The 22,258-nt window shown below is 56.4% G+C and carries 17 protein-coding genes and 1 riboswitch; of the genes, 10 read left to right on the top strand and 7 right to left on the bottom strand.

Going from position 1 to position 22,258, the window contains the following annotated elements; genetic code table 11:
- Window positions 1-61: 61 nt before the first annotated feature.
- Window positions 62-1,018 carry an alpha/beta hydrolase gene (locus ON16_RS04895; RefSeq protein ID WP_040660002.1) on the bottom strand — a complete coding sequence of 319 codons (957 nt, stop codon included), beginning with the start codon at window positions 1,016-1,018 and terminating at the stop codon, window positions 62-64.
- Between the two features lie 265 nt (window positions 1,019-1,283).
- On the opposite strand from ON16_RS04895, the gene ON16_RS04890 reads away from it, so the two are divergent.
- The 6 genes from ON16_RS04890 (at window position 1,284) to uvrC (ending at window position 7,102) form a co-directional block, all read left to right on the top strand.
- On the top strand, window positions 1,284-2,576 hold the full coding sequence (locus ON16_RS04890; protein ID WP_040660001.1) for a hypothetical protein: 1,293 nt from the start codon (window positions 1,284-1,286) through the stop codon (window positions 2,574-2,576).
- A gap of 137 nt (window positions 2,577-2,713) precedes the next feature.
- Entirely contained in the window at window positions 2,714-3,418 is a 705-nt protein-coding gene (locus ON16_RS04885; protein WP_040659999.1) for a DUF6320 domain-containing protein, read from the top strand.
- A 179-nt stretch (window positions 3,419-3,597) separates the two neighbouring features.
- Window positions 3,598-3,990 carry a Fur family transcriptional regulator gene (locus ON16_RS04880; protein ID WP_040659997.1) on the top strand — a complete coding sequence of 131 codons (393 nt, stop codon included), beginning with the start codon at window positions 3,598-3,600 and terminating at the stop codon, window positions 3,988-3,990.
- A 27-nt stretch (window positions 3,991-4,017) separates the two neighbouring features.
- Complete coding sequence (gene rbr, locus ON16_RS04875) at window positions 4,018-4,551, top strand: rubrerythrin (RefSeq protein ID WP_040659995.1); 534 nt, start codon at window positions 4,018-4,020, stop codon at window positions 4,549-4,551.
- 299 nt (window positions 4,552-4,850) lie between these two features.
- Entirely contained in the window at window positions 4,851-5,114 is a 264-nt protein-coding gene (locus ON16_RS04870) for an HPr family phosphocarrier protein (RefSeq protein WP_014119995.1), read from the top strand.
- 131 nt (window positions 5,115-5,245) lie between these two features.
- A complete protein-coding gene (gene uvrC, locus ON16_RS04865) occupies window positions 5,246-7,102 on the top strand; it encodes an excinuclease ABC subunit UvrC (protein ID WP_040659991.1) in 1,857 nt (618 codons plus the stop codon).
- Window positions 7,103-7,244: 142 nt separating this feature from the next.
- Here the strand turns inward: uvrC and ON16_RS14930 are convergent, their stop codons facing one another.
- The 5 genes from ON16_RS14930 to ON16_RS04840 form a co-directional block, all read right to left on the bottom strand.
- A complete protein-coding gene (locus ON16_RS14930; RefSeq protein WP_051131541.1) occupies window positions 7,245-7,778 on the bottom strand; it encodes a hypothetical protein in 534 nt (177 codons plus the stop codon).
- Entirely contained in the window at window positions 7,778-9,673 is a 1,896-nt protein-coding gene (locus ON16_RS04855; RefSeq protein WP_040659990.1) for an LTA synthase family protein, read from the bottom strand. Before ON16_RS04855 ends, ON16_RS14930 begins: the two co-directional genes overlap by 1 nt.
- A gap of 242 nt (window positions 9,674-9,915) precedes the next feature.
- Window positions 9,916-10,845, bottom strand: a complete 930-nt coding sequence (locus ON16_RS04850) for a TIGR03943 family putative permease subunit (protein ID WP_040659989.1) — start codon at window positions 10,843-10,845, stop codon at window positions 9,916-9,918.
- 36 nt (window positions 10,846-10,881) lie between these two features.
- Complete coding sequence (locus tag ON16_RS04845; protein ID WP_040659988.1) at window positions 10,882-12,057, bottom strand: CobW family GTP-binding protein; 1,176 nt, start codon at window positions 12,055-12,057, stop codon at window positions 10,882-10,884.
- Window positions 12,058-12,391: 334 nt separating this feature from the next.
- Window positions 12,392-13,822: an alanine/glycine:cation symporter family protein gene (locus ON16_RS04840; protein WP_040659987.1), complete on the bottom strand. Its 1,431-nt coding sequence runs from the start codon at window positions 13,820-13,822 to the stop codon at window positions 12,392-12,394.
- Window positions 13,823-14,545: 723 nt separating this feature from the next.
- Between ON16_RS04840 and ON16_RS04835 the strand changes: the two genes are divergently transcribed.
- The gene (locus tag ON16_RS04835; protein WP_040659986.1) at window positions 14,546-15,976 is read left to right on the top strand and encodes an alanine/glycine:cation symporter family protein; all 1,431 of its coding nucleotides are present in this window, start codon (window positions 14,546-14,548) and stop codon (window positions 15,974-15,976) included.
- A 245-nt stretch (window positions 15,977-16,221) separates the two neighbouring features.
- On the opposite strand, the gene mgtE is transcribed toward ON16_RS04835, so the two are convergent.
- Window positions 16,222-17,607 carry a magnesium transporter gene (mgtE, locus tag ON16_RS04830; RefSeq protein ID WP_040659985.1) on the bottom strand — a complete coding sequence of 462 codons (1,386 nt, stop codon included), beginning with the start codon at window positions 17,605-17,607 and terminating at the stop codon, window positions 16,222-16,224.
- A gap of 119 nt (window positions 17,608-17,726) precedes the next feature.
- Window positions 17,727-17,890, bottom strand: a riboswitch (M-box (ykoK) riboswitch).
- A 513-nt stretch (window positions 17,891-18,403) separates the two neighbouring features.
- Between mgtE and ON16_RS04825 the strand changes: the two genes are divergently transcribed.
- The 3 genes from ON16_RS04825 to ON16_RS04815 all read left to right on the top strand — a co-directional run bounded on the left by ON16_RS04825 (window position 18,404) and on the right by ON16_RS04815 (window position 22,212).
- The gene (locus ON16_RS04825; protein WP_040659984.1) at window positions 18,404-19,075 is read left to right on the top strand and encodes a JAB domain-containing protein; all 672 of its coding nucleotides are present in this window, start codon (window positions 18,404-18,406) and stop codon (window positions 19,073-19,075) included.
- A 107-nt stretch (window positions 19,076-19,182) separates the two neighbouring features.
- On the top strand, window positions 19,183-21,153 hold the full coding sequence (uvrB, locus tag ON16_RS04820) for an excinuclease ABC subunit UvrB (RefSeq protein WP_040659983.1): 1,971 nt from the start codon (window positions 19,183-19,185) through the stop codon (window positions 21,151-21,153).
- Between the two features lie 135 nt (window positions 21,154-21,288).
- Window positions 21,289-22,212, top strand: coding sequence for a DMT family transporter (locus ON16_RS04815; protein ID WP_243441769.1), 924 nt, complete (start codon window positions 21,289-21,291; stop codon window positions 22,210-22,212).
- Window positions 22,213-22,258 lie beyond the last annotated feature (46 nt).

Below are 22,258 nucleotides of genomic sequence, written 5' to 3'. Positions count from 1 at the left end.
ATTTTTCAAATTATCAACTGGAATCTGACGGGAACGGCGCAAATTTTCTTTTGCCCGGATTTTAAAGCAGTTCCAGCAGGAATCGAGTAATCTGTTCCATGGCCGCCGCCGCTTTTTTAATCGGAAACATTTGGAAAACATGCCACATGTCCTCCCAGACCTCTAATCGGCACTCTGCTCCTGCCGACAGCATGGCGTTTCGCAGCTGCTCTGCGTCGGAGTATAGAATTTCATGGGTTCCCACCTGAATGAGGGTGGGTGGAAAGCCCGCAAAATCCCCAAACAGGGGGGAAAGGCTGGGGCTGCACAGATCTTGATTCCCGGCGTACACAGCCCGGACGCTGTGGATATATTCCAAGGTCAGCATGGGGTCGATCTCTTTTCGCTCCGCATAGGACGGGCCGGAGGCGGTCATATCCGTCCAAGGGGACATCAGGATCAGCGCCGCGGGCAGCATTCGCCCGGCGGCCTTCAGCCGGTGGCACAGCACCAGAGCCAGATTGCCTCCCGCGCTGTCTCCGGCCAAAACCACGTCCCGCGCCCCGTAGCCCAGCTGCATCAAATAGTCCCATGCCCGCTGTCCGTCTTCCACCGCAGCGGGGTAAGGGTGTTCCGGGGCGAGACGGTATTCAAAGGTCAGCACATCATAACCGGTGGCCTTGGTCAGCTTGGAGGCGAGAACCTTGGAGTATCCCAGATTTCCGCTGGTGTAGCCGCCGCCGTGGCAGTACAGCACGGCGCGCTTGCGCCGATGCGGCCGCTGCATCCGCATCCATGCCGCGGGCATCCCAGCAAGGTCAAAGGGCTCCCAGCTCATGTCCGCCATGTCGGCGGTGAGATTGCCCAAAAGCTCCTGCCCCCGGCGCTGTTTTTCCAATTCTTCCACTGTCTGCGCCTCCGGCGCACCGGCGCTGTGAAGGGCCTTGAGCACCCGCATGGCGGGGGCGAGGCGGCGAGTCTCGGCGGACTTGCGCTGCTGCGCCAGCGCACCTTTGAGCACTTTGCGGGACGGATCCATAACGGGCCTCCTTTATAAAAATCAATCAATGGGCCTCTATAATAGCATAGTTTTCAAAAAAACACACGTCTTTTTCTTAGCTTTCGGTTTGAAGCACTTGAAAAGTTAGACAATATAGTATCCGGCAAATTATTTTGGGGTTGCGGCACAGTCCGTTCTGTGCCCCACCGAAAGCAAATATGCCTTGGAGGGCGGCCACAGCGGGCAGCTCACTCTTGCGGCAGAGGTCTTCGCATGGTAATATATAAAAAAAGGAGGGCGCGCCATGGCGAAAAAGAAACAATGGTATAAGCTGGACAATGCGGGCGTGCTCTACTCCGCGCTCCAGCGGGAGGAGTATTCCGCGGTGTATCGCTTCTCGGCGGTGATGACGGAGCCGGTGGTTCCCGCCGCCCTGCAAAACGCCATCGACAAAGTGATGCCACGCTTTCCCGGCTTTACCATGCGCATCCGGCGGGGGGTGTTCTGGTATTACTTCGAACCCAACACCGCGCCGGGGCCTTTTTTGAAGGCGGATGTATCTGCGCCCTGCCAGCCCGTGCGGTTCCATGAGGACGCCGGGTGGCTGGTCCGTTTTTATTACTATCAAAACCGCATCTCCATAGAGGCCTTTCACGCGCTGGCGGATGGTGCGGGGGCGCTGACCTTTTTCCGCACCCTGCTGGCGGAATATCTGCGGCAGATTGGCGTGGATGTTCCAGCGGGGGATGGGGTGCTGGATCTGCGGGAGCCGCCCCGGCGGGAGGAGCTGGAGGATGCTTACGTCCGTTACGTCGGCCCCGCCGCACGGAGGCTGCCGCTGGTGAAGCGGGCCTACTCCAACCGGGGGGAAGCGGAACCGTTTTACACGTTTCATGTCACAATGGGCTTTGTGCCGGTGGACAAGCTGCGGGAAAAGGCGCGAAGCTATCAGGTGTCGGTCACGGAATATCTGGCGGCGGCGCTGCTGTGGGTGTTGGCGGAAAAGCAGCGGCGGGAGAACTACCACCGGATGCGGCCTGTGACGTTGGCGGTCCCGGTAAATCTGCGGCCCTATTTTCCGTCGCAAACGCTGCGAAACTTCCTCGTCACCGTTCAGCCCGGCTTCGACCCGGCGCTGGGGGAATACCAATTTGCGCAGGTGGCGGCACAGGTGCGCCACTATATGAAGCTGCACACCACACCGCAGGAGATGCAGGCCCAAATCACCCGAAATGTCCGCTACCAGTCCAACCGCGCGCTGCAATTGATTCCCCGGGTGCTGAAAAATCCCATTGTGGCCCACAACTATCGGACACGGGGCGTGCGTCCCTTTAGCGCCACATTTACAAACCCCGGTGCGTTTACTGTGCCGGAGGCCATGCAGCCCCACATCCACCACATGGAGGTGGTGCTGGGGCAGGCCACCGTTCCCCGACCCCATGTGGCCTCGATCAGCTATGGCAATCTCATGGAGATCACCGTGGCGGGGACACAGGTGGACGCGGATACGGAGCGGGAATTTTTCCGTTTTCTGGTGCGGGAGGGACTTCCCGTTCACATTGAGAGCAATCGAACGCACACGGGAAGAAGGGAATAGGATTTGAAACAAGTTCAGACTTTATTTCCGTGCGTTTTTCTTGCCGCTTAGAGGGCAACCGAAAAACAGGCACAATAGGGCCATTTCGTCTCATGGCCTTTTGTGCCCGGAAGCGATGCGAAAGGAATGGTCATAAAATGCCTTATTGCGTACACTGCGGAGTGGAATTGGACGCCGCCGTGAAAAGCTGTCCCCTGTGCGGCACGGCGGTGAACGACCCCGCCAGCCAGCCGGCAGCGGACCATCCGCCCTTTTTTCCCACCAGGCAAGCAGAGGTGGCTCCTGTTCCGCGAAAGGCCGTGGCGCTGCTGGCAACCTCCATGCTGGCGTCGGTGAGCCTTTGCTGTGCCCTTTTAAATCTGGCTCTAAAGCCCGAGTACAGCTGGCACCTGTTTGTGGTGGGCGCGGCGGCGATGCTGTGGATCTGGTTTGTGCTGCCGCTGCTGGCAGACCGATGGATACCCGTTTGGACGCGGCTCACCGTGGACGTGGGCGCGGTGGCGGTGTATGTGGCGCTCATCGCGCTGGCAATGGATGGATGGGACTGGTTTCGGGGTCTTGCCGTGCCGATGCTGCTTCTGGCAGCGGCGGTGGTTTGCATATTGAGCTTTCTGCTGCGGCGGGGCCATTCCGTTTTGACCACGGTGACGCTGAGCCTTGCCGCTGTGGCCGTTTTCTGCGTGGGGATGGAGGCCTGCGGCGACCTGTATTTTCACGGCGTATGGTCGCCGGGATGGTCGCTGATCGTGGCTGCCAGCTGCGTGGGACTTTGCATCCCACTGCTGGTAGTGAGACGTGTTCCCTCCCTTCGGGAAGAAGTGCGCAGAAGATTTCACTTTTAAAGCGCCGCCCGGCAATTTCCAGCTTTCAACCGCGCTGCCCACTGCGTTTGGTGGGGGGCGCGGTTTTTTGCGGCGATAAAAAATCTGGGTACTTTTTAAAAAAGCGCTTGCATATTGTAGAATACCATGATATAACAATAATAGAAATTATTACTAAATAACTTCAGAGAGGAGAATCCATGCTTTTGCATCGCTACTCTTTCCAGCGGGAAAAGATTTATCAGATCGTGCGGGAAAGCAAAGAGCATCCCACGGCGGAAATGGTATTTGCCAGCCTGAAGCCCGAGTTGCCCAAGTTGAGTCTGGGCACCGTCTACCGCAATCTTCATCAGATGGCGCAGGATGGCCGCCTTCAGGAACTGCCCGGCCCCACGGTCCGGTTCGACTGCAACACCAAACCTCATGCGCATTTCACCTGTGAAGCGTGCGGGAAGGTCAGCGATGTTGAAATTCCGTATGACGCAGGGCTGGATTTTCTTGCGGGTGCGGGGGGATGTCAAGTCACAAGCCACGCGCTCATGTTTTATGGTGTCTGCCCGCAGTGCGCGGGAAAACAGGAAAAAAAGGCTTAAACATATTTTTGAAAGGGGTATTTTATTATGGAACTGAAGGGAAGCAAGACGGAGGCCAATCTGTGGAAGGCGTTTGCAGGCGAGAGCATGGCCCGCAATAAGTATACATACTATGGCAGCCAGGCAAAGAAGGATGGCTACGAGCAGATTGCCGCGATTTTTGAGGAGACTGCCGGCAACGAAAAGGAGCACGCCAAGCTGTGGTTCAAGGCGCTGGGCGGCGTGGGCACCACCGAGGAGAATCTGGCCGCCGCTGCCGCTGGGGAAAACGAGGAGTGGACCCAGATGTATGCTGAGATGGCCAAGACCGCTGAGGAAGAGGGCTTTTTGGCGCTGGCCGCTCAGTTCGAGGGCGTGGCCAAGATCGAAAAGACCCATGAGGAGCGGTATCTGAAGCTGCTGGACAACTTGAAAAAGGGCGAAGTGTTCAAGAAGGGCGAAAAGGTCATGTGGTTCTGCCGCAACTGCGGTCATGTCGAGATCGCGGAAAACGCGCCGCAGGTGTGTCCTGTGTGCAAGCATCCCCAGAGCTTCTTCCAGATCAAAGCGCTCAACTATTAATTTCCCGTTTCTTCGCTGATGGACCGGGGCTGCCGCGAAGCGACAGCCCCGGTTTTGATTTGTCCGGATTTGGAGAAATTCACAACTTTTCGGCAAAATAAAATTACGCACAAAAGAACGCCGGAATAGTAGACGCGGTTTGTTGAAAGCAACGAAAACACGGAACTTTTGCCGTTGTATTTCTAAAATGTTTCTGTAAAACCCTGTTGACGTTTTTGCAAAAAACGGATATGATAAAGGAAGAAAATTGCCTGTTATGCGGAGTTTCATGAAGGCGTTTGGGAAAAGGAGTGCTGCATATGTATACGCAGGAAATCACGGTGAACAACGAGGTGGGTCTTCACGCGCGGCCCGCGACGTTCTTTATCCAAAAGGCAAATGAGTTCAAAAGCGGGATCTGGGTGGAGAAGGAAGACCGCCGGGTCAACGCCAAGAGCTTGCTGGGCGTTCTCTCCCTTGGCATCGTCATGGGGACCACCATCACGCTGATTGCCGACGGGACCGACGAGAAGGAAGCTGTCTCCGCGCTGGTGGAGCTGGTCAAGAATAACTTCGGCGAATAACTTTTTTACCCGCGCTTTGAAATCTCCTTTGGGAGAAAGAGAGAAAAAAAGAGGCCGCCGTGACCTCTTTCACCCCGCGGTGACGCGGGGTTTTCTTTTTGCCTGATTTTGAAAAGAGGGGAGGGCCGCGCATGACGAAAGACGAACTGAGGGAAAAGGCCAACGACCTGCCGCTGAAGCCGGGGGTCTATCTGATGATGGACAAAACCGGCAAGGTCATTTACGTGGGCAAGGCGAAAAAACTGAAAAACCGGGTCAGCCAGTATTTTCAGGACAGCGCGTTCCACACGGTGAAGACCCGGAAAATGGTGGCCGAGGTAGACCATTTCGACACGATCTTCGTCTCCAGTGAGTGGGAGGCGCTGGTGCTGGAAAACTCCCTCATCAAACGGCACATGCCCCGCTTCAACATTCTGCTTAAGGACGACAAGGGCTATCCCTTTGTGCGTCTTTCCAAAGGGGCCTATCCCCGCTTTTCCATGGTCCACCGGTTTGCGGAGGACGGTGCGCGCTACTTCGGCCCCTTTGGCGGCCGGTTTGAAACGCGACAGGCCATTGACGCGGTGTGCGCCGCGTTGAAGCTGCCCACCTGCAACCGAAAATTTCCGCAGGACATTGGCGGTGAGCGGCCCTGTCTCAACTATCACATGGGCCGGTGCGATGGGTGGTGCCGCCCCGGCATGGCGGAGGAGGATTACCGCGCCCGTATGTCTCAGGCGGCGGCATTGCTGGAGGGAAAATCCAAGCAGCTTCTCCGGGAGATGACGGAGGAGATGGCCCGGGAGGCGGAGGCGCTCCACTTTGAACGGGCCGCCGTTCTTCGGGATCGGGTGTCCGCCATCGGTGCGCTGGGGAAAAAGCAGACGGTGATTGCGGGCCTTTGCGCCGACACGGACATCTGGGGGATTTACAAGGGGGCTAAATGCTGTTACGCCGTCCTCCACATGGAGGAGGGAAATCTGGCGGGGCGGGAGACGGAGCTTTTTGCCGTCCCCGGTGACGAGGACGAGGGGGAAATGCTCTCCGCCATCACCGCGCAGTATTACCTGCCGCGGGCGTTGCTGCCCCACGAGATTTTGATACCTGCCGATTCCGGGAACTGCGAGGAACTGTCTCAGGCCCTGACCCAGCGGGCGGGGCACAAGGTCTGGGTCCACGTTCCCCAGAGGGGAGAAAAGGCAGAGCTTTTGGAAATGGCCCGCCGAAACGCCGCCGAGGAGGCGGAGCGGGCCACCTCGCGAGAGGAGCGCAGCAGCCAGACCTTACAGCTTTTGGCAAAGATGACGGGCCTTCCTCAGCCACCTAAGCGGATGGAGTCTTATGATATCTCCAACACCGGCTCCAGCGAGATCGTGGCCTCCATGGTGGTGTACAGCGGCGACAGGCCGCTGAAAAGCGCCTATCGCCGCTTTCAGATCAAGGACGTGCAGGGCCATCCGGACGACTATGCCTCCATGCGGGAAGTCCTGCGCCGCAGACTTCAGAGGGCGGCGGACGGGGATGAAAAGTTTTTGCCCCTGCCGGACGTGTTTTTGATCGACGGCGGCGAGGTCCACGCCAAAACCGCGCTGGAGGTCACCCAAGACTTCGGCGTGTCCATCCCCATTTTTGGCATGGTGAAGGATGACCGCCACCGCACCCGCGCGCTGGTGACGCCGGAGGGGATGGAGATCGGCATTCAAGCCAATCAGGCGGTGTTCGCCCTCATTGGGCAGATTCAAGAGGAGACGCACCGTTTCGCCATCACCTATAATCGGGACAGTCACCGGAAAAACGCGCTCCGCTCCGCGCTGGACGATATTCCCGGTGTGGGTCCGAAGCGCAGGGAGGCATTGCGAAAGCGTTTCGGTTCCCTCAAGGCCATCCGCGCCGCCACGGCGGCGGAACTGGCCGAGGTGATCGGTGCTGCCGCCGGGGAAAAGGCGTATCTTCATTTCCACGGGCAGGCGGAAAATACGCCCGCCGGAGACGAAACCTCCGCGAAGTGACGGCAAAAGCCGCCGAAATCACCCAAGGATAACGCATATTAAAAAAGCGACGGCCTCTCCAAACGCCCATGGGCGTTTGGAGAGGCCGTTTCGTCTGCCTGTCCCGGTGGAAAAAAGAGCGCAATTTCTTTCGACAATAAACTCAGTGCCGGAAAAAGAGCCTTCGCAGCCGATACCGCCATAGCAGCGCCAGCTGCCGCAGCGCCCGGTCCAGAAGGAGAAACACCAGATTCCCTCCTGCCAGCAGGGCCAGCAGAAACGGTCTGGAATATGCGGCAAATTCCGATTCCAAAAGATTGAGTCCCAATACGTGCAGCAGCAGGAAATACAGCGCCAGAACCGCCCCGTTGAACACCGCCAGCTTGCACACTGTCCGCAAAAGGCGGCTGGAAATGCGATCCAGCGCGGGCTGCAAAACCGGGTAATACCCCAGGAACAGATAAACCCCCGCCAGTTCCTTGTCCGGAGCCAGCAGCAGCGCCAGCGCCGCCGTCACAGCGTAAACGCTGAGGGCAGGCCGCCAGCCGTATTCCGCCAGAGCGGGCAGCAGCGGCAGCATCCCCAGCATCGGCGCACAGTACGTAGCTCCGGGAATCAGTCCGCCCAAAAGCAGCAGCACCGTTCCTATGGCCGCGGACACGCCGCAAAAGGCAATCTCATGGCTTCGCTGACCCATCAGCCTACATCCTTGTATTTCAGTTTGTAATAGCTCCAATTTCGCAGCTTTGCGATCAGAGCGGTCTGGTCGGCGCTGAGTGCGTCCGCCCGGACGATACTCTGGTCAGAAAGCATCACCGTCTCCTTTTGGATGACCGGCAGCTCCCGGCGCAGGTCGGTCAGATACTGGAACCAAGGGGACTCCGCTGCCCGCCCGGTTAGCTCCAGCACCGTTGCCCCCAGATAGCAGGCGCTGATGGTTCCGTCTTTGGGCAGCGCCGCAGCGGTTACGCTCTTCTCCCAGTCCAGAGCCTGCGCCGCCGCGTCGTTGGCCCAGATCACATATGGGGTTTCATAAGAGCGCAGGAAGCTGGCGGAGCCGTTTTCCTCCGGGGTCAAGTCCATGCCCAGCTCTTTATAGGCCAGCTGATTGTCTCCCAGATACGGCAGATGATCGCCCCAGAACACCAGCACCACCGGTTCGCTGCTGGCGGAAAAATAGTCCCTCAGGCGGCCCAGCATGGTGTCTGCATCCCGCGCGCCCTTGATATAGACGGAGAGCAGCGTCTGCGCCACATCGGAAAGAGTGGCCGAGGTCTGCACCGGAGAATATTCGGAGTCCGCGCCGTACTTGTCGGCGGTGTAGGACATATGGTTTTGAATGGTGGTCGTGTAGTTAAACAGGAATTTCCCGTTGGATACGGCGTTTTCAAAGGTCTGCTCGATCTGGCCCGCCATATAGTCATCGGTAACCCAGCGGCCCTTGTATTCCAGATTTTCCATATCCTCCGCAAATTCGATTTTCTCCGCGCCTAAAAAGCGGTATACGTTCTCCCGGTTGTAAAACCAAGAGTCGCCGGGGTGAAAGAAGGAGGTTTGATAGGCGTCGGCGTCGAAAATACGGTACAGGCTGTCCAAATTCCGATTCACGGCTCGGAAAGCCGAGGTGGTGCTGGCGGAAAGGGCGTTGGTCTGCATTCCCGTCAAAACGTCAAACTCCGTGTTGGCAGTGCCCCCCGCGAAGCCGGGAACCACCACGTGTCCGGAAATACAGTTGGGGTCGCTGCGCAGAGCGTGGAGATTGGGAAGCGGGTCATTTTCCGCTGTGTAGGTGAAGGCGGAGTCGTCCGTCAAATCGGAAAACGCCTCGTTCATCACCATGACCACGTGTACAGGCGGCTTCTGCCCGGGGACCGTCTCACCGCTGTCCCAGTCTTCCGCTTCGCTCCGGACAAACCCGGCGGGCTTGTCCACGGTATAGGTGGTAAAGTGGTGGGTGAAGCAGTAGGGGAATCCCAGTTCGTTAAACACGGAAGGGACATAGTAAGCGTTGGAAACGGGGAAGGAGTCGTAAAGACTTTTGGAGGCGTAAACCGTGAAGATCAGCCCTACCAAAATGGCGAGGGACGCTGCCGCGCCGCCCAGACGGACGGCCCACCGCCTGCCCGTGCTGTTAGGGAAGAACGGTTTACACCGCATAAAAATCCCCAGCACAAGCAGCAAAATGCAGCTGCCGATGACCACGGCAATGGCGGAGACGGGGAACCGGATGTCGTAAGACCCCATGGCACTTCCGACTTCTTTCAATAATGTCAGATCCCGGGGAAAGACCGGTTCATCCCGCACCTCAATTTTGATGCGGTTGGCGATGGATAGACCGCACACCACCAGATTCACCAGTGCGGCGCTGTAAAATACATTTTGGAATAAGAATGCGAACAGCACCACCAGAAGGCCTACCGGCAGCGCGTTCAGCACAATCAAAAGAGGGCTGCCCCGAAACACCGACAGGATGGTGCGTAAGGCATTTGGCTGAAGCCAGAGAGCCAGTAAAGTGATACAGCCTGACAGCGCCACCGCCGTCAGAACAGAGGAGAGGATGCCCATGCGGACGGGAAAATTTTCTTTCTTCAAAGCGAAGCTCCTTTTTCAACAATTGGTGTTTCCATTATATCCGAATTTTGAAGAATTGCAAGGCCGGGGAAGCTGAGGCGCGGACCCCACAGAGGAAACGCGCCGCAGTTCCAACGCCCTTTCATAAGGGCGGAAACCGTGTTCTTTGCCAAGCCGGTCAAAAAAACAACCCTCCGTCGCCAAAAATGACAACGAAGGGTATTTTTTCGACATAGTTCAACAAAATGGAATCAAAGACTACCTCAGAACGACACAACTTCCTGCGCGGGCTTCTCGCAGGGACCCACGGAAACAACGTTCATCACCGGTCCCAGCCCCTTATAGGCCTTGTGCTTTTCCACGCCCATTTTGGCCGTGACCTCCATCCAGTCGTGGTTTTTATATTGATCCAATCCCGAGCCTCTGGCAATCAGACCGAGGAAGGTTACGTCCTTCTCACAGCACACCATGGCAAACCGACCGGGGCAGTCGATGCCGGGGAAGTTTTTGGAGTGGCACATGACCAGCTTCATGTGAACCATCTTGTCTTTATATCGGTCGGGATGGTCCATCACGTCCACGTACCACACGCCGAAGTCGTCGTCGGGAATGTCGATTACGTCCTGTGACATGTCGAAGGGGCATTCGTCTCCGGTGAGATAGTCCTCGCTGGTGCCGTCGTTATTTTCCAGATAGATGTCGGCCCGGCGGTTCACCATCCGCAGGTTCCGCTTGCGCAGACTTTCCCGCAGCTCCGGGGTGCAGCGGTTGAACACCAGCATGTCCGCGTTGGTGATCTTCTCCATCATCAGCTGGCCCATGTTCTTGGCATAGCTTTCAAAGGTGGACGCCTCCACCATGCACATGATCTGGTACAGCACCCAGTTGGCGGGCAGCACATCCCGGTACAGCCGCTCCATCTGCCACATGCCGTTGTATTCGATCAACACCTGACGGGGCTTGTACTTTTTTTCGCACTCCTTTAAGAACGAGCAGGTCAAATCCTCCTCGTTCTCCAAGGTCACAACCGTGACGTTGTCCAGAGCCTTTTGATTGTATTCCTCCTCGCCCTCTTCGCAGCAGAGCAAAAGAGTCTTGTCTTCCCGGGCAAAGCCGTCTTCCAGAATGCCGTTGATAAAATTGGTCTTGCCGCCGTCTAAAAATCCGGCGATCAGATAAACGGGAATATCCATAAATGAAAAGTCCTTTACAGTAATTGCGCCTCGTCCTTACAGGCCGAACAGCGTTTTCAGCTTGCCCTCGTCCAGTTCTGCGCCGATGACGCACAGGCGGCCGGTATAGTCGGGGCTGCCCTTGCGAACGTCGGCTTCCTCCGGCACATAGTCGAAGTTGATCCAGCCGCCGTCGGCAGAGGGAACAATGCCCTTGGCCCGCAAAATCTTGCCGTATTCCCCGGTGTCCAGCTTCTTGAGGATGTCCCGGATCGCAGATTCGGTAAAGGTCTTAGGCGTTTCCGCACCCCAGCTGGTGAAGACCTCGTCGGCGTGGTGATGGTGGTGGCAGGAGCAGCTGGGATCGCTGCACTCGTGGTCATGATCATGATGATGCTCGTGTTCGTCGTGGTCATGATGATGCTCATGCTCATGCCCGTCGTCATGGCCGTGATGGTGGCAGGAGCAGTTGGGATCGTCGCACGCGTGGTCGTGATCATGGTGATGCTCGTGTTCGTCGTGGTCATGATGATGCTCATGCTCATCGTGGTCATGGTCGTGGTGATGGTGGGCGTGCTCCGCCTCGTCGGCCTCGTGCTCCTGGCGGATGCGCTGGAGCAGCTCGTCCGCCAAAGAGACTTTTTCAATGGCGGAGAGAATGGTTTTCCCATCCAGCTGATCCCAAGCGGTGGTGAGGATAGCGGCATTGGGATTTTTCTCCCGCAGCATGGCCGCCGCCGCGTCCAGCTTTTCAGCGGACAGCTTCTGCGTCCGGGAGAGGATGATGGTCCCGGCGGATTCCACCTGATTGTTGTAAAACTCGCCAAAGTTTTTCATGTAGACCTTCACCTTGGACGCGTCCGCCACGGTGACAAAGCTGTTCAGCACCATCTCCGGAGCTTCCTCGATGGTGTTCTGTACGGCGGCAATCACGTCGCTCAGCTTGCCCACGCCGGAGGGTTCAATCAAAATGCGGTCGGGGTGAAACTGCTGCTGCACGTCCTTGAGCGCCTTGTTGAAATCGCCTACCAGCGAGCAGCAAATGCACCCGGAGGACATCTCGGAGATCTGCACGCCGGAATCTTTCAAGAATCCGCCGTCAATGGAGATCTCACCAAATTCGTTCTCAATCAGCACCAGCTTTTCTCCCTGATAGGCTTCCGCCAGCAGCTTTTTGATGAGCGTTGTTTTCCCAGCTCCAAGAAAGCCGGAAATAATGTCGATCTTTGTCATGGAATCAAGTCCTTCGCTTTCAAATTTTAGGATTTCTCAACATTCAGTATCATACCATTTTTTCCTGAAATTGCAACGTTTCCAATAAAAATTAATCCCCTGTCCACAAATTCTTTTTCTTTTCTTCCGCGGTATGCGCAAAAAACGCGCCTTTTCCGGCCAAGCGGCTCCGCGCAGGAAAAAAGGCGGCGTCCCGTTCGGGACGCCGCCTTTGGAAACAGGCAGACTGTGAGGGAAGCGTTTAAAAAACCATCGCGCGAACGAAGGGTTGAACGCGCGGGGCGAAGCTTTTAAACACCGGTCTGAACCTATTTCACACAAAAGTCAGAGCGGCTCAGGCAGCCGCTTTTTCGCCTCTGCGGCGGGCTTCTTTCCAAGCCTTCTTCTGCAAAACGACCTGCGGCTGGAACTCCTTCATATCCTTGGCGATGGTGCCGGACAAAAGAAGCAGCGTGATCAAATTGGGGATGGCCATCAAGGCGTTGAAGATATCGGAGATGTTCCAAACCACAGCCAGCTCCTGTGTGGCGCCCACAAAGGCAACAAGAGCAAAGGCGACGCGGTAGAGCATCACGGGCTTTGTACCAAAGAGGTATTCAAAGGCCTTTTCGCCGTGGTATTCCCATCCCAAAATGGTGGAAAAGGCGAACAGTGCGATTCCGATTGTCACGAGGACCGCACCCACTTCGCCCAAAACGGTGCGAAAAGCCAAAATGGTCAGTGCGGAGCCGTTGACCACGCTGCCGTCGGCATTGGTTGCCCCCAGCACTCCGGAAGAGCAGATGGCAAGACCGGTGACGGTGCAGATCACGATGGTGTCGAAAAAAGTGCCGGTCATGTTGATGTAACCCTGCCGGACGGGATTGTCCGTGGTGGCGGAGGCGGCGGTAATCGCCGCGGAACCCATGCCCGCCTCATTGGAGAAGCACCCGCGGGCCACGCCGAACCGGGCTGCGCCCAGAATAGAGGTGGTGATGGTGCCCGCAAAGCCGCCTGCGGCAGCTGGGGGGCTGAACGCCATTTTAAACATCGTGACGATGGCGGCGGGAACGGCGGAGAGGTTTCCGAAGATTACGATAAGCCCCGCAATCAGATAAAACACGGCCATCACGGGGACCACCACGGAGGAAACTTTGGAAATGCTCTTAATGCCGCCGATAACAATGATCAGGGATAACACCGTGATCACCGCGCCGGTGATCCAGTTGGGAATCGTAAAGGTGGAATTGACAGAGTTGGCGATGGAGTTGGCCTGCGTCATATCGCCGATGCCGAAGGAGGCAATGACCGTGAACAGGGCGAACAAAAAGCCCAGCACCACGCCAAACTTGCCGCCCAGCGCCTTTTTCATTACATACATCGGCCCGCCGGACATCTCGCCCTTTTCGTTGCGCTCACGGTATTTAACCGCCAACATGCATTCGGAGAATTTGGACGTAATGCCAAATGCGGCGGAAATCTCCATCCAGACCAACGCGCCGGGGCCGCCGGTTGCCAGCGCGGTGGCAACGCCGACTATGTTGCCGGTACCAATGGTGGCGGCCAGCGCCGTCATCAGTGCGGAAAACGGGGAAACGTCTCCGGTGCCGTGCTGGGTGGTGCGGGCTTCCTTGCTCATCACACTGTGAAGTGCGTAACCCAAATTACGCCAAGGAAGAAAACCGGTGCGGATTGTCAGGAAGATACCGGTGCCGACCAGCAGCACCAGCATGACAGGCCCCCAGACAAATCCGTCGACCTGATCGACGAAATCAGAAAATGTCATGATCGCTCTCTCCTTATCCTTGATTGTTTGATTGCGGGAATTTCTCTCATACACACAAACCCTCTCAGGTAAAACGCGCAGGCTCGGCCTCGGACGGCCGCTCCGCCGCCGACTGCGAGTCCCTGATTTGGGTGTTATCATACGCCTCACCATAAAAAGTACAATCCTAAAATTTCACAAAATCCTGCTGAGAACTACAAATGTTTTCTACTGGGAAACAAAACAAACAAATATCATATGCGGTATGAAGAAATGAAATGTGCAAAACGGAGGATAAGTGTCATGAAAACAAGAGGATTAGAACACAAAATTGTGCAATTTGACAAGGAGACAATTTTGGGAAAAAGCCGAAAAAGTCCGAAAGGCAGATGGCCGAAGAGGTCTGCGTAAAAATCTCTAAACGGAATTTTAGGAAGGTTGAACGAGGTTCTTAACGCCGGACCGAAGATCGCCAGTTACAAGCGACGTTCCCCGATGCAGTTTTTTGGGTGACCTGCCATTTAATTGGAAAAATTTGTGAAATACAGAAATTCAATTTGGAATTATTGTTACAATTAAACAAATGTAAAGAAAACGTTAAGCTATTTATTGCAACATTTTAATAAAAGTGGTAAGATAAAAACGGTGAGGGGTATATACAGTCTTGCATGTCCCGCAAGCTGTGGATACCTAAAAATTCCGCGGAGGAACCGCGAACGAAAAGGAAGAGGGGGATACTTTACAATGGCAGAGATGATTGCTCAGATTAACGATGTAATCAATGGGTTTGTCTGGGGCGTACCGATGATGCTGCTCATCGTCGGCACGGGCGTCTACTTCACAATCCGCACCGGATTCCTGCAGTTCCGCAAGTTCGGCTACGCAATGAAACACACCATCGGCAAGTGCTTCCATAAGGTGGAGGCCAAGGAAGGCTCAGTGACGCCTGTTCAGGCACTGACCACCGCTCTGGCTGCCACGGTGGGCACCGGCAATATTGCCGGCGTCTGCGGTGCAATCGCCGCCGGAGGTCCCGGCGCAATTTTCTGGATGTGGGTTTCCGCACTGTTCGGCATGTGCACGAAGTTTGCCGAGGTAACCTTGGCAATCAAGTACCGCGAGCGCAACGACAAGGGCGACTGGGTCGGCGGCCCCATGTACTACATCAAAAACGGCTTGGGTCAAAACTGGAAATGGCTGGGCGCTGTGTTTGCGACCTTTGGTATGCTGGCGGCCTTCGGCATTGGCAACATGACGCAGGTCAACACCATCGCCACAACCGTCGGCTCCGCGATCACACAGTTTACCGCTCTGCCCGAGAGCACCCTGAAGATCGTCTATCTGGTAATCGGCATCATTGTTGCGATTATCTCCGCGATGGTGTATCTGGGCGGCCTGAAGCGTATCGGTAATGTCACCGAGAAACTGGTTCCCTTTATGGCTGTTATTTACATCGTGGGCTGCCTGATCGTCATCGTCACCAATTCTCAGCACATCGGCACCGTGTTCAGCGATATCTTCCGCGGCGCGTTCAATCCCTCTGCGGTGCTGGGCGGCGCAATCGGCATCGGCATTTCTCAGGCAATCAAGAAGGGCGTTGGCCGCGGCGTTTTCTCCAACGAGGCCGGCCTTGGCTCCGCTCCTATCGCTCACGCCGCCGCCGATACGGATAGCCCCGTCAAGCAGGGCCTGTTCGGCGTGTTTGAGGTCTTCGCGGATACCATCATCATCTGCACCCTGACCGCCCTGACCGTGATGTGCGCGTTCACCGGCAACAATGCCATCGACATCCCCTTTGGGCAGGCCGCCGGCGCGGATCTGGCAATCACCGCGTTCTCCACCACCTTTGGCGGAAAGGCTTCCGGCGTGGTTGTGGCGATTGGCTTGACGCTGTTTGCTCTGTCCACCGTTCTCAGCTGGGGCCTGTATGGCACCCGCTGCGCAGAGTTCCTGTTCGGCAGCAAGATCATTAAGCCGTATCAGGTGTTGTTCTGCATCTTTATGGTGGTTGGCGCCACCATGAAGCTGGATCTGGCTTGGGCCATCGCCGATACTCTGAACGGCCTGATGGCAATCCCCAACCTGGTCGCATTGCTGCTCCTGTCGCCGGTGGTTGTCAAACTGGTGAGAGAGTACTTTGCCGATCCTGCAAGAGAACTGGAGAAAAAGAAGTAATTAATAATCCCTGCTGCGTATTTGGAAGAGAAGCGTACCCCTGCGGCTCCGCCGCAGGGGTACGCTCGGGTTGCGGGATAATTTCGCGTTTATGAAGAGGGGAGACGAGTCCGGAAAAGACTTGAAATACGCGGTGAGAGCCTTCCCCCCGGGGTTTGTCAAATTGTCTTATTCCCGCTTGCGGCTAAAAACAAGGGCAGGCGTCTGCAACGCAGACGCCTGCCCTTATCGGTGGAACATCAGGTTTAAATGTGGAGGATGATCGAGGCAAACTGGAAGTAGATTAAAAGTGAAATTGCATCCACGATGGTGGTAATGAACGGCGACGCCATTACGGCCGGGTCAAATCCAATTTTCTTTGCCAGCAGCGGCAGGGCGCAGCCCACCAGCTTTGCCGCAAAAATGGTAAATACCAGTGTGCCGCACACCACCAGAGCCACGGTGGGCGTCACCAGCGGATTGTGGAACAGCATTCGGTCCACCAGCATCAGCTTGAGGAAGTTGGCCGCAGACAGTGCCGCGCCGCAGAAGAGGGCGACCCGGGCTTCCTTCCACAGGACTCGGGGCAGATCACGGAATTCAATCTCGTTCAGAGAAATACCGCGAATCACGGTGACACTTGCCTGCGAACCCGAGTTTCCGCCGGTGTCCATCAGCATGGGGATATAAGCCGTCAGAACCGTGAAGGCAGCCAGAGCGGTTTCGAATTTGGAGATAATCTGCCCGGTAAAGGTGGCGGAAATCATCAGCAGCAGCAGCCACGGAATGCGGGCCTTAAACGTCTCCCACACACCGGTTTTCAAATACGGCTTGTCAGATGGGAGGATAGCCGCCATCTTCTCGATATCCTCCGTGACTTCTTCCTGCAAAACGTCCATGGCGTCGTCAACGGTGACGATACCGACCAGACGGTTTTCCGTGTCCACCACGGGGAGGGCCAGAAAGCTGTATTTCGAAAGACTGCGGGCAGTGTATTCCTGATCGTCCAGCGTGGAAACGGAGACGATGCTGGTTTCCATGATGTCGCCGATCACGGCGTCTTCCTCGGCCAGCAGCAGCGTTCGGATGGTGACAAGGCCGATCAGATGCCGGTTATCGTCAATGACGTAGCAGATGTTAATGGTTTCCTTATCCGGTCCGGTCCGGCGGATGCGCTTGAAGGCGTCCTCCACCGTCATGGAGGCTTTCAAATCCACAAACTCCGTGGTCATGATGCTGCCGGCGGAATCCTCGGGGTATTTCAGAATTTCGTTGATGCTCTTACGCATCTCCGGGTCGGAGTGCTTTAAAATGCGCTTGACCACGTTGGCGGGCATTTCCTCAACGATATCCACCGCGTCGTCCAGATACAGCTCGTCCAGCACTTCTTTCAGCTCTGTGTTGGAAAAGCCTTGAATCAAAAGCTCCTGTTCGTCGGAGTCCAGCTCCACGAATACTTCCGCCGCCAGCTCTTTTGGAAGCAGACGGAACAGAAGCGGCAGGTCCTCCTCCGGGAGATCCTCCATCAAAAGTGCGATATCCGCCGCCTCAATGGGACAAAGAAGGTCCCGCAGAGCGGCATATTGTTTTCGGCGGATGAACTCCTCTATCTTTTCCACCAGTTCCGTGCGCTCGTTTTCAAATTCCAACATACGCGGGTCCTCCTTTCTGCGTTTTACAATGGGGCCTAATGCCCCGAACAATAAAAAAGCCCCCAATCGTCCCACCCGGTACGATTGAGGAAAATCTCAAAAACACTGCTGAAAGGCCTTCTGGCCTCTCCACCGTTCAAGCTTTAGCTTCACAAGGCGGTGAAGTTGCATTAGATGATACCTTAAAATTCGATATCGCCTGTTCAAACCCTCTCATGATGTCTCCATCATTTTGCGGCAGCAACCCATATCCCTGTGGTAGCCTTACCTACCGGACGCTGTTTAATTTTTCCCTTTCATAGTATGCCAAAAATCGCACCCTGTCAACCTTTGAAACTGTAAAATCACAGAAAAGGGAAAAATAGCGGCAGAATCGGCGGAAAAATGCTTGCAAACAGTCTGCAATCGTTTTCTTGAGTATTTACCTGAAAAAGGAGACATACGGTCTTGGCAAGGCCGTCCGGAAAATTGGGGTGAGGTCTTCGGAAGAAAGGAAACCTCCTTTTCACTTGCTGCTGTCGGGGCCGCTGTGCGATCCGCAGCTTCCGTAAGATTTTCGGCACACAAACACTTGTACGATTAAAATGGCTGTGGTACAATAGGCGCAGAGCGGCAAGAGTACAGGTTTAATATAGCTGCCGCAACAGCGCCTTGCGCCTGCGGAAAATGGTTGCGAAGCGGCAGATGTGCGCGGTGGGGCGGGAATTTCAGCGCCGCCGCCGAATTTAACGGACAAAGTGATTTATTTTGCAAATGATGCGGTAAATTCTAAAAACGACGAGGGGAAGACATACGCATGAGCATTCATGACGGACATCGGGATAAGATGCGCCGCCGGTTTCTGGAAACCGGACTTGCGGGCTTTGCCGATCATGAGGCACTGGAACTTCTTTTGTTTTACGCGATTCCCCGCCGGGATACCAACGCATTGGCCCACCAGCTTTTGAACCGGTATGGATCTTTGGAGGCGGTGCTGGCCGCGCCGGTGGAAGACCTTCAAAAGATGGAGGGCGTTGGGCAGAGCGCGGCGCTGCTGCTGCGGCTGGTTCCGATGCTGGCGGAGAAGAGCCGGGTGCGGGAAAACGCGCCCGCGATTCTAAATTCCACGGAAAAGGCGGGAGAATTCCTGCTTCGCCGGTTTGACGGAAAGAAGTACGAACTGATTTATGAGTTGTGTCTGGACAGAAAGGGAAAACTCTTGCTGTGCAAACTCTTGACCGAGGGAGATGTGGCTGGGGCGGAGCTGAATATCCGCAAGCTGGTGGAAAACGCCCTGCTGGCCAACGCCAGCGCGGTGATTTTATCGCATAATCATCCCAGCGGTGTGGCTCTGCCCTCCGGAGAGGATTTCGCCACCACCGACCGGGTGCGCACAGCCCTTGCGGGCGTGGGCATTGAACTGGTAGATCATATCATTGTGGCCGACGGAGACTTTGTCTCCATGCGGGACTCCGGCTACTTTGGATAATAACGGACCCTGCCCCGCGGGACGGGCCGAGTTTGATTCACGCCGTCAGGCGGGACGGAGAGGCGGAAGCCGCTTCGGAGTTTCTCCAATCAAAGAGAGGAGGGCCTATGCCAAAATTTAAAGTCGTTTCCCCTTACGAGCCTTCCGGCGACCAGCCGGAGGCTATTGAAAAACTGGCGCAGGGCATTGAAAACGGGCTGGACGAGCAGGTTCTTCTGGGCGTCACCGGGTCGGGAAAAACCTTTACGATGGCAAAGGTCATTGAGAAAATTCAGCGGCCCACGCTGGTGCTGGCCCACAACAAAACGCTGGCCAGCCAGCTGTGTGAGGAATTCAAGGCGTTTTTTCCCGACAACGCGGTGGAATATTTTGTGTCCTATTACGACTATTATCAGCCGGAGGCCTATATTCCCCATACGGATACCTATATTGCTAAGGACGCCTCCACCAACGACGAGATCGACCGCCTGCGCCTCAGCGCCACCTGTGCGCTGCTGGAACGGCGGGACGTGATCGTGGTGTCCTCGGTTTCTTGTATCTATGGTCTGGGCGAGCCGGAGGATTTTGCCAAGCTGATGATCTCCATGCGGGTGGGGATGAGTTTGGACCGGGACGAGCTGCTGCGTCGTCTGGTGGAGGACCGGTACGAGCGCAACGACATCGCCTTTGAACGGAACATGTTCCGCGTCCGGGGAGATACGGTGGAAATCTATCCTGCCTACTACAAGGACCGGGCGATCCGGGTGGAGTTTTTCGGAGATGAAATCGACCGCATCACGGAGTTCAACCCCATCAACGGCGCGGCCAATCGTCTGCTGGAGCACGCGGTGGTTTATCCCGCCAGCCACTATGTCACCACCAAGGATAAAATGGATCGGGCCATCGGCGAGATACGCCAGGAGATGGAGGAACAGGTTCAGCGGTTTACAGACCAGAATAAACTGGTGGAGGCCCAGCGTATCCGCCAGCGGACGGAATACGATATTGAGATGATGACAGAGCTGGGCTACTGCTCCGGCATCGAGAACTATTCCCGCATCATTTCCGAGCGGCCCGCCGGGTCCGCGCCCATGACGCTGCTGGACTTTTTCCCCAAGGATTTTATGCTCTTCGTGGACGAGAGCCATGTGACGCTGCCGCAGGTGCGGGCCATGTACAACGGCGACCACGCCCGGAAAACGAGCCTGATTGACTATGGATTTCGCCTGCCCTGTGCCTACGACAACCGCCCGCTGAAGTTCGAGGAATTTGAGGGGCGCGTGGGTCAGGCGGTATATGTCTCCGCTACCCCCGGCCCCTATGAACGGGAGCGGGCGGGACAGGTGGTGGAGCAGGTCATCCGCCCCACGGGTCTTCTCGACCCGGTGGTGGAAGTCCGGCCCGTGGAGGGCCAGATCGACGATTTGATTTCCGAGATCGAGGCCCGCAGCGCCAGAAGCGAGCGTGTGCTGGTGACCACTCTGACCAAGAAGATGGCGGAGGATTTGACGGAGTACTTCAAAAACGCCGGTATCAAGGTGCGGTATATGCACTCCGATGTGGAAACCATCGAGCGGATGGAAATCATTCGCGGCCTGCGGCTGGGTGAGTTCGACGTGTTGGTGGGCATCAACCTCCTGCGGGAGGGACTGGACCTGCCGGAGGTGAGTCTGGTGGCCGTTTTAGATGCGGATAAGGAGGGCTTTTTGCGCTCCGAGACATCCTTGATCCAGACCATGGGCCGGGCCGCACGAAACGCCGAGGGTCTGGTGGTGCTGTACGCCGACACGATTACCCCCTCCATGCGGGCGGCCATGGATGAGACAGAGCGCCGCCGGACGATTCAGGACGCTTATAACAAGGCCCACGGCATTGTGCCCAAGACCATCATCAAGGAAGTGCGGGACACGCTGGAGATTTCCAAGTCCGCCGATCCGGATACTGCCCGAAAACGCCGCAAGACAAAACTCACCGCGCAGGAGCGGTCGGCGGAGATCGCAAAGATGGAAAAGGAGATGCTGGAGGCCAGCAAAATGCTGGAATTCGAGTATGCCGCGATTCTGCGGGATCGCATCATCGAGCTGCGGGGCGGCGAATAGTTTTCAAAGCCGCTGGTTCCGTATGGCCGCGGGATGGCCCCCGGCCATGCCTGCCATAAATTTCTGGCCGGGTTTGACTGCCTTTTTGAAAAAGCGTAGGCACAATGAGCCGGCAGACGGGAGGAAGCGATGCCTGTGGAGGAAACCAAATCCGTGGAGGAGAAGAAGGCGCGCGGAGAATCGGAGAATCCCCACCCCACCGATTGGAAGGCTTATGTCTGCATTTTGGCGGGGGCGGCGCTGTGGGGCATCATCGGATTGTGGAACCGCCGCTTGATGGCCGGGGGCTTTTCCCCGTGGTCCATCGTGCTGGTGCGCAACGCCGGGGGACTGCTTCTGCTGGCGGCCATCTTTGCCGTGAAGGACCGCAGCGTATTCCGCATTAAAAAAGAGCATTTGAAATACTTTTTCGGCACAGGCGTGGTGAGCGTGCTGCTGTTTACCGTGTGCTACTTCTCCTGCCAAAAGATTTGCTCGCTGGCAGTGGCCTCCATTTTGTTGTATACCGCCCCGTCCATCGTGGTGGTGCTGTCGGCGGTCCTATGGAAAGAGCCGATTACGAAAAAGAAGCTGCTGGCGCTGGGATTGACGCTGGTGGGCTGCGCCTGCGTGTGTGGCGTATTTGCGGGCGATCTAAGCGTCACCCCAGCGGGGATTTTGCTGGGCCTTGGCGCAGGTTTTTTCTATGCGCTGTACAGTATTTTCGGCCGGTACGCCTTGCGGGCCGGGTACAATTCGCAGACCTTGACGGTTTGGACATTTGTGTTTGCCGGGACCGGAGCGTTGTTTTTCATTCGCCCGGCGGAGCTGACAGCCGCGGCGGCGGTCCCGGGCATGTGGCTGACGGCGGTGGGACTGGTGGCAGTGTCCACCGTGGCGCCGTACCTCCTCTACACGGCGGGACTTTCCAAGGTTGAGTCCGGCAAGGCGTCCATTATGGCGAGCCTGGAGCCGGTGGTGGCGTCTTTGGTGGGCGTGGCAGTGTTTCAGGAACCGATGAGCGGCCTGACCGCCGCAGGAATCGTGTGTGTGCTGGCCGGCGTGGTGATTTTAAGGTGAGCGTTTGAAACAAGGTTGCACTTTATTCTGTTTCCGTGCATTTTCT

This window comes from Oscillibacter ruminantium GH1 (assembly GCF_000307265.1).
GTDB lineage: Bacteria > Bacillota > Clostridia > Oscillospirales > Oscillospiraceae > Oscillibacter > Oscillibacter ruminantium.
Note: the sequence above shows the minus strand (reverse complement) of the source record. Positions and strands in the feature narration are given on the sequence as shown.

Bases quoted from the DNA above. Each gene is read 5' to 3' on its own strand.
- uvrC (WP_040659991.1), top strand. From the start codon at position 5,246: ATGACGAAAGACGAACTGAGGGAAAAGGCCAACGACCTGCCGCTGAAG.
- uvrB (WP_040659983.1), top strand. From the start codon at position 19,183: ATGCCAAAATTTAAAGTCGTTTCCCCTTACGAGCCTTCCGGCGACCAG.
- mgtE (WP_040659985.1), bottom strand. From the start codon at position 17,607: ATGTTGGAATTTGAAAACGAGCGCACGGAACTGGTGGAAAAGATAGAG.
- ON16_RS04895 (WP_040660002.1), bottom strand. From the start codon at position 1,018: ATGGATCCGTCCCGCAAAGTGCTCAAAGGTGCGCTGGCGCAGCAGCGC.
- ON16_RS04845 (WP_040659988.1), bottom strand. From the start codon at position 12,057: ATGACAAAGATCGACATTATTTCCGGCTTTCTTGGAGCTGGGAAAACA.
- ON16_RS04850 (WP_040659989.1), bottom strand. From the start codon at position 10,845: ATGGATATTCCCGTTTATCTGATCGCCGGATTTTTAGACGGCGGCAAG.
- ON16_RS04890 (WP_040660001.1), top strand. From the start codon at position 1,284: ATGGCGAAAAAGAAACAATGGTATAAGCTGGACAATGCGGGCGTGCTC.
- rbr (WP_040659995.1), top strand. From the start codon at position 4,018: ATGGAACTGAAGGGAAGCAAGACGGAGGCCAATCTGTGGAAGGCGTTT.
- ON16_RS14930 (WP_051131541.1), bottom strand. From the start codon at position 7,778: ATGGGTCAGCGAAGCCATGAGATTGCCTTTTGCGGCGTGTCCGCGGCC.
- ON16_RS04825 (WP_040659984.1), top strand. From the start codon at position 18,404: ATGAGCATTCATGACGGACATCGGGATAAGATGCGCCGCCGGTTTCTG.
- ON16_RS04835 (WP_040659986.1), top strand. From the start codon at position 14,546: ATGGCAGAGATGATTGCTCAGATTAACGATGTAATCAATGGGTTTGTC.
- ON16_RS04840 (WP_040659987.1), bottom strand. From the start codon at position 13,822: ATGACATTTTCTGATTTCGTCGATCAGGTCGACGGATTTGTCTGGGGG.
- ON16_RS04870 (WP_014119995.1), top strand. From the start codon at position 4,851: ATGTATACGCAGGAAATCACGGTGAACAACGAGGTGGGTCTTCACGCG.
- ON16_RS04880 (WP_040659997.1), top strand. From the start codon at position 3,598: ATGCTTTTGCATCGCTACTCTTTCCAGCGGGAAAAGATTTATCAGATC.
- ON16_RS04885 (WP_040659999.1), top strand. From the start codon at position 2,714: ATGCCTTATTGCGTACACTGCGGAGTGGAATTGGACGCCGCCGTGAAA.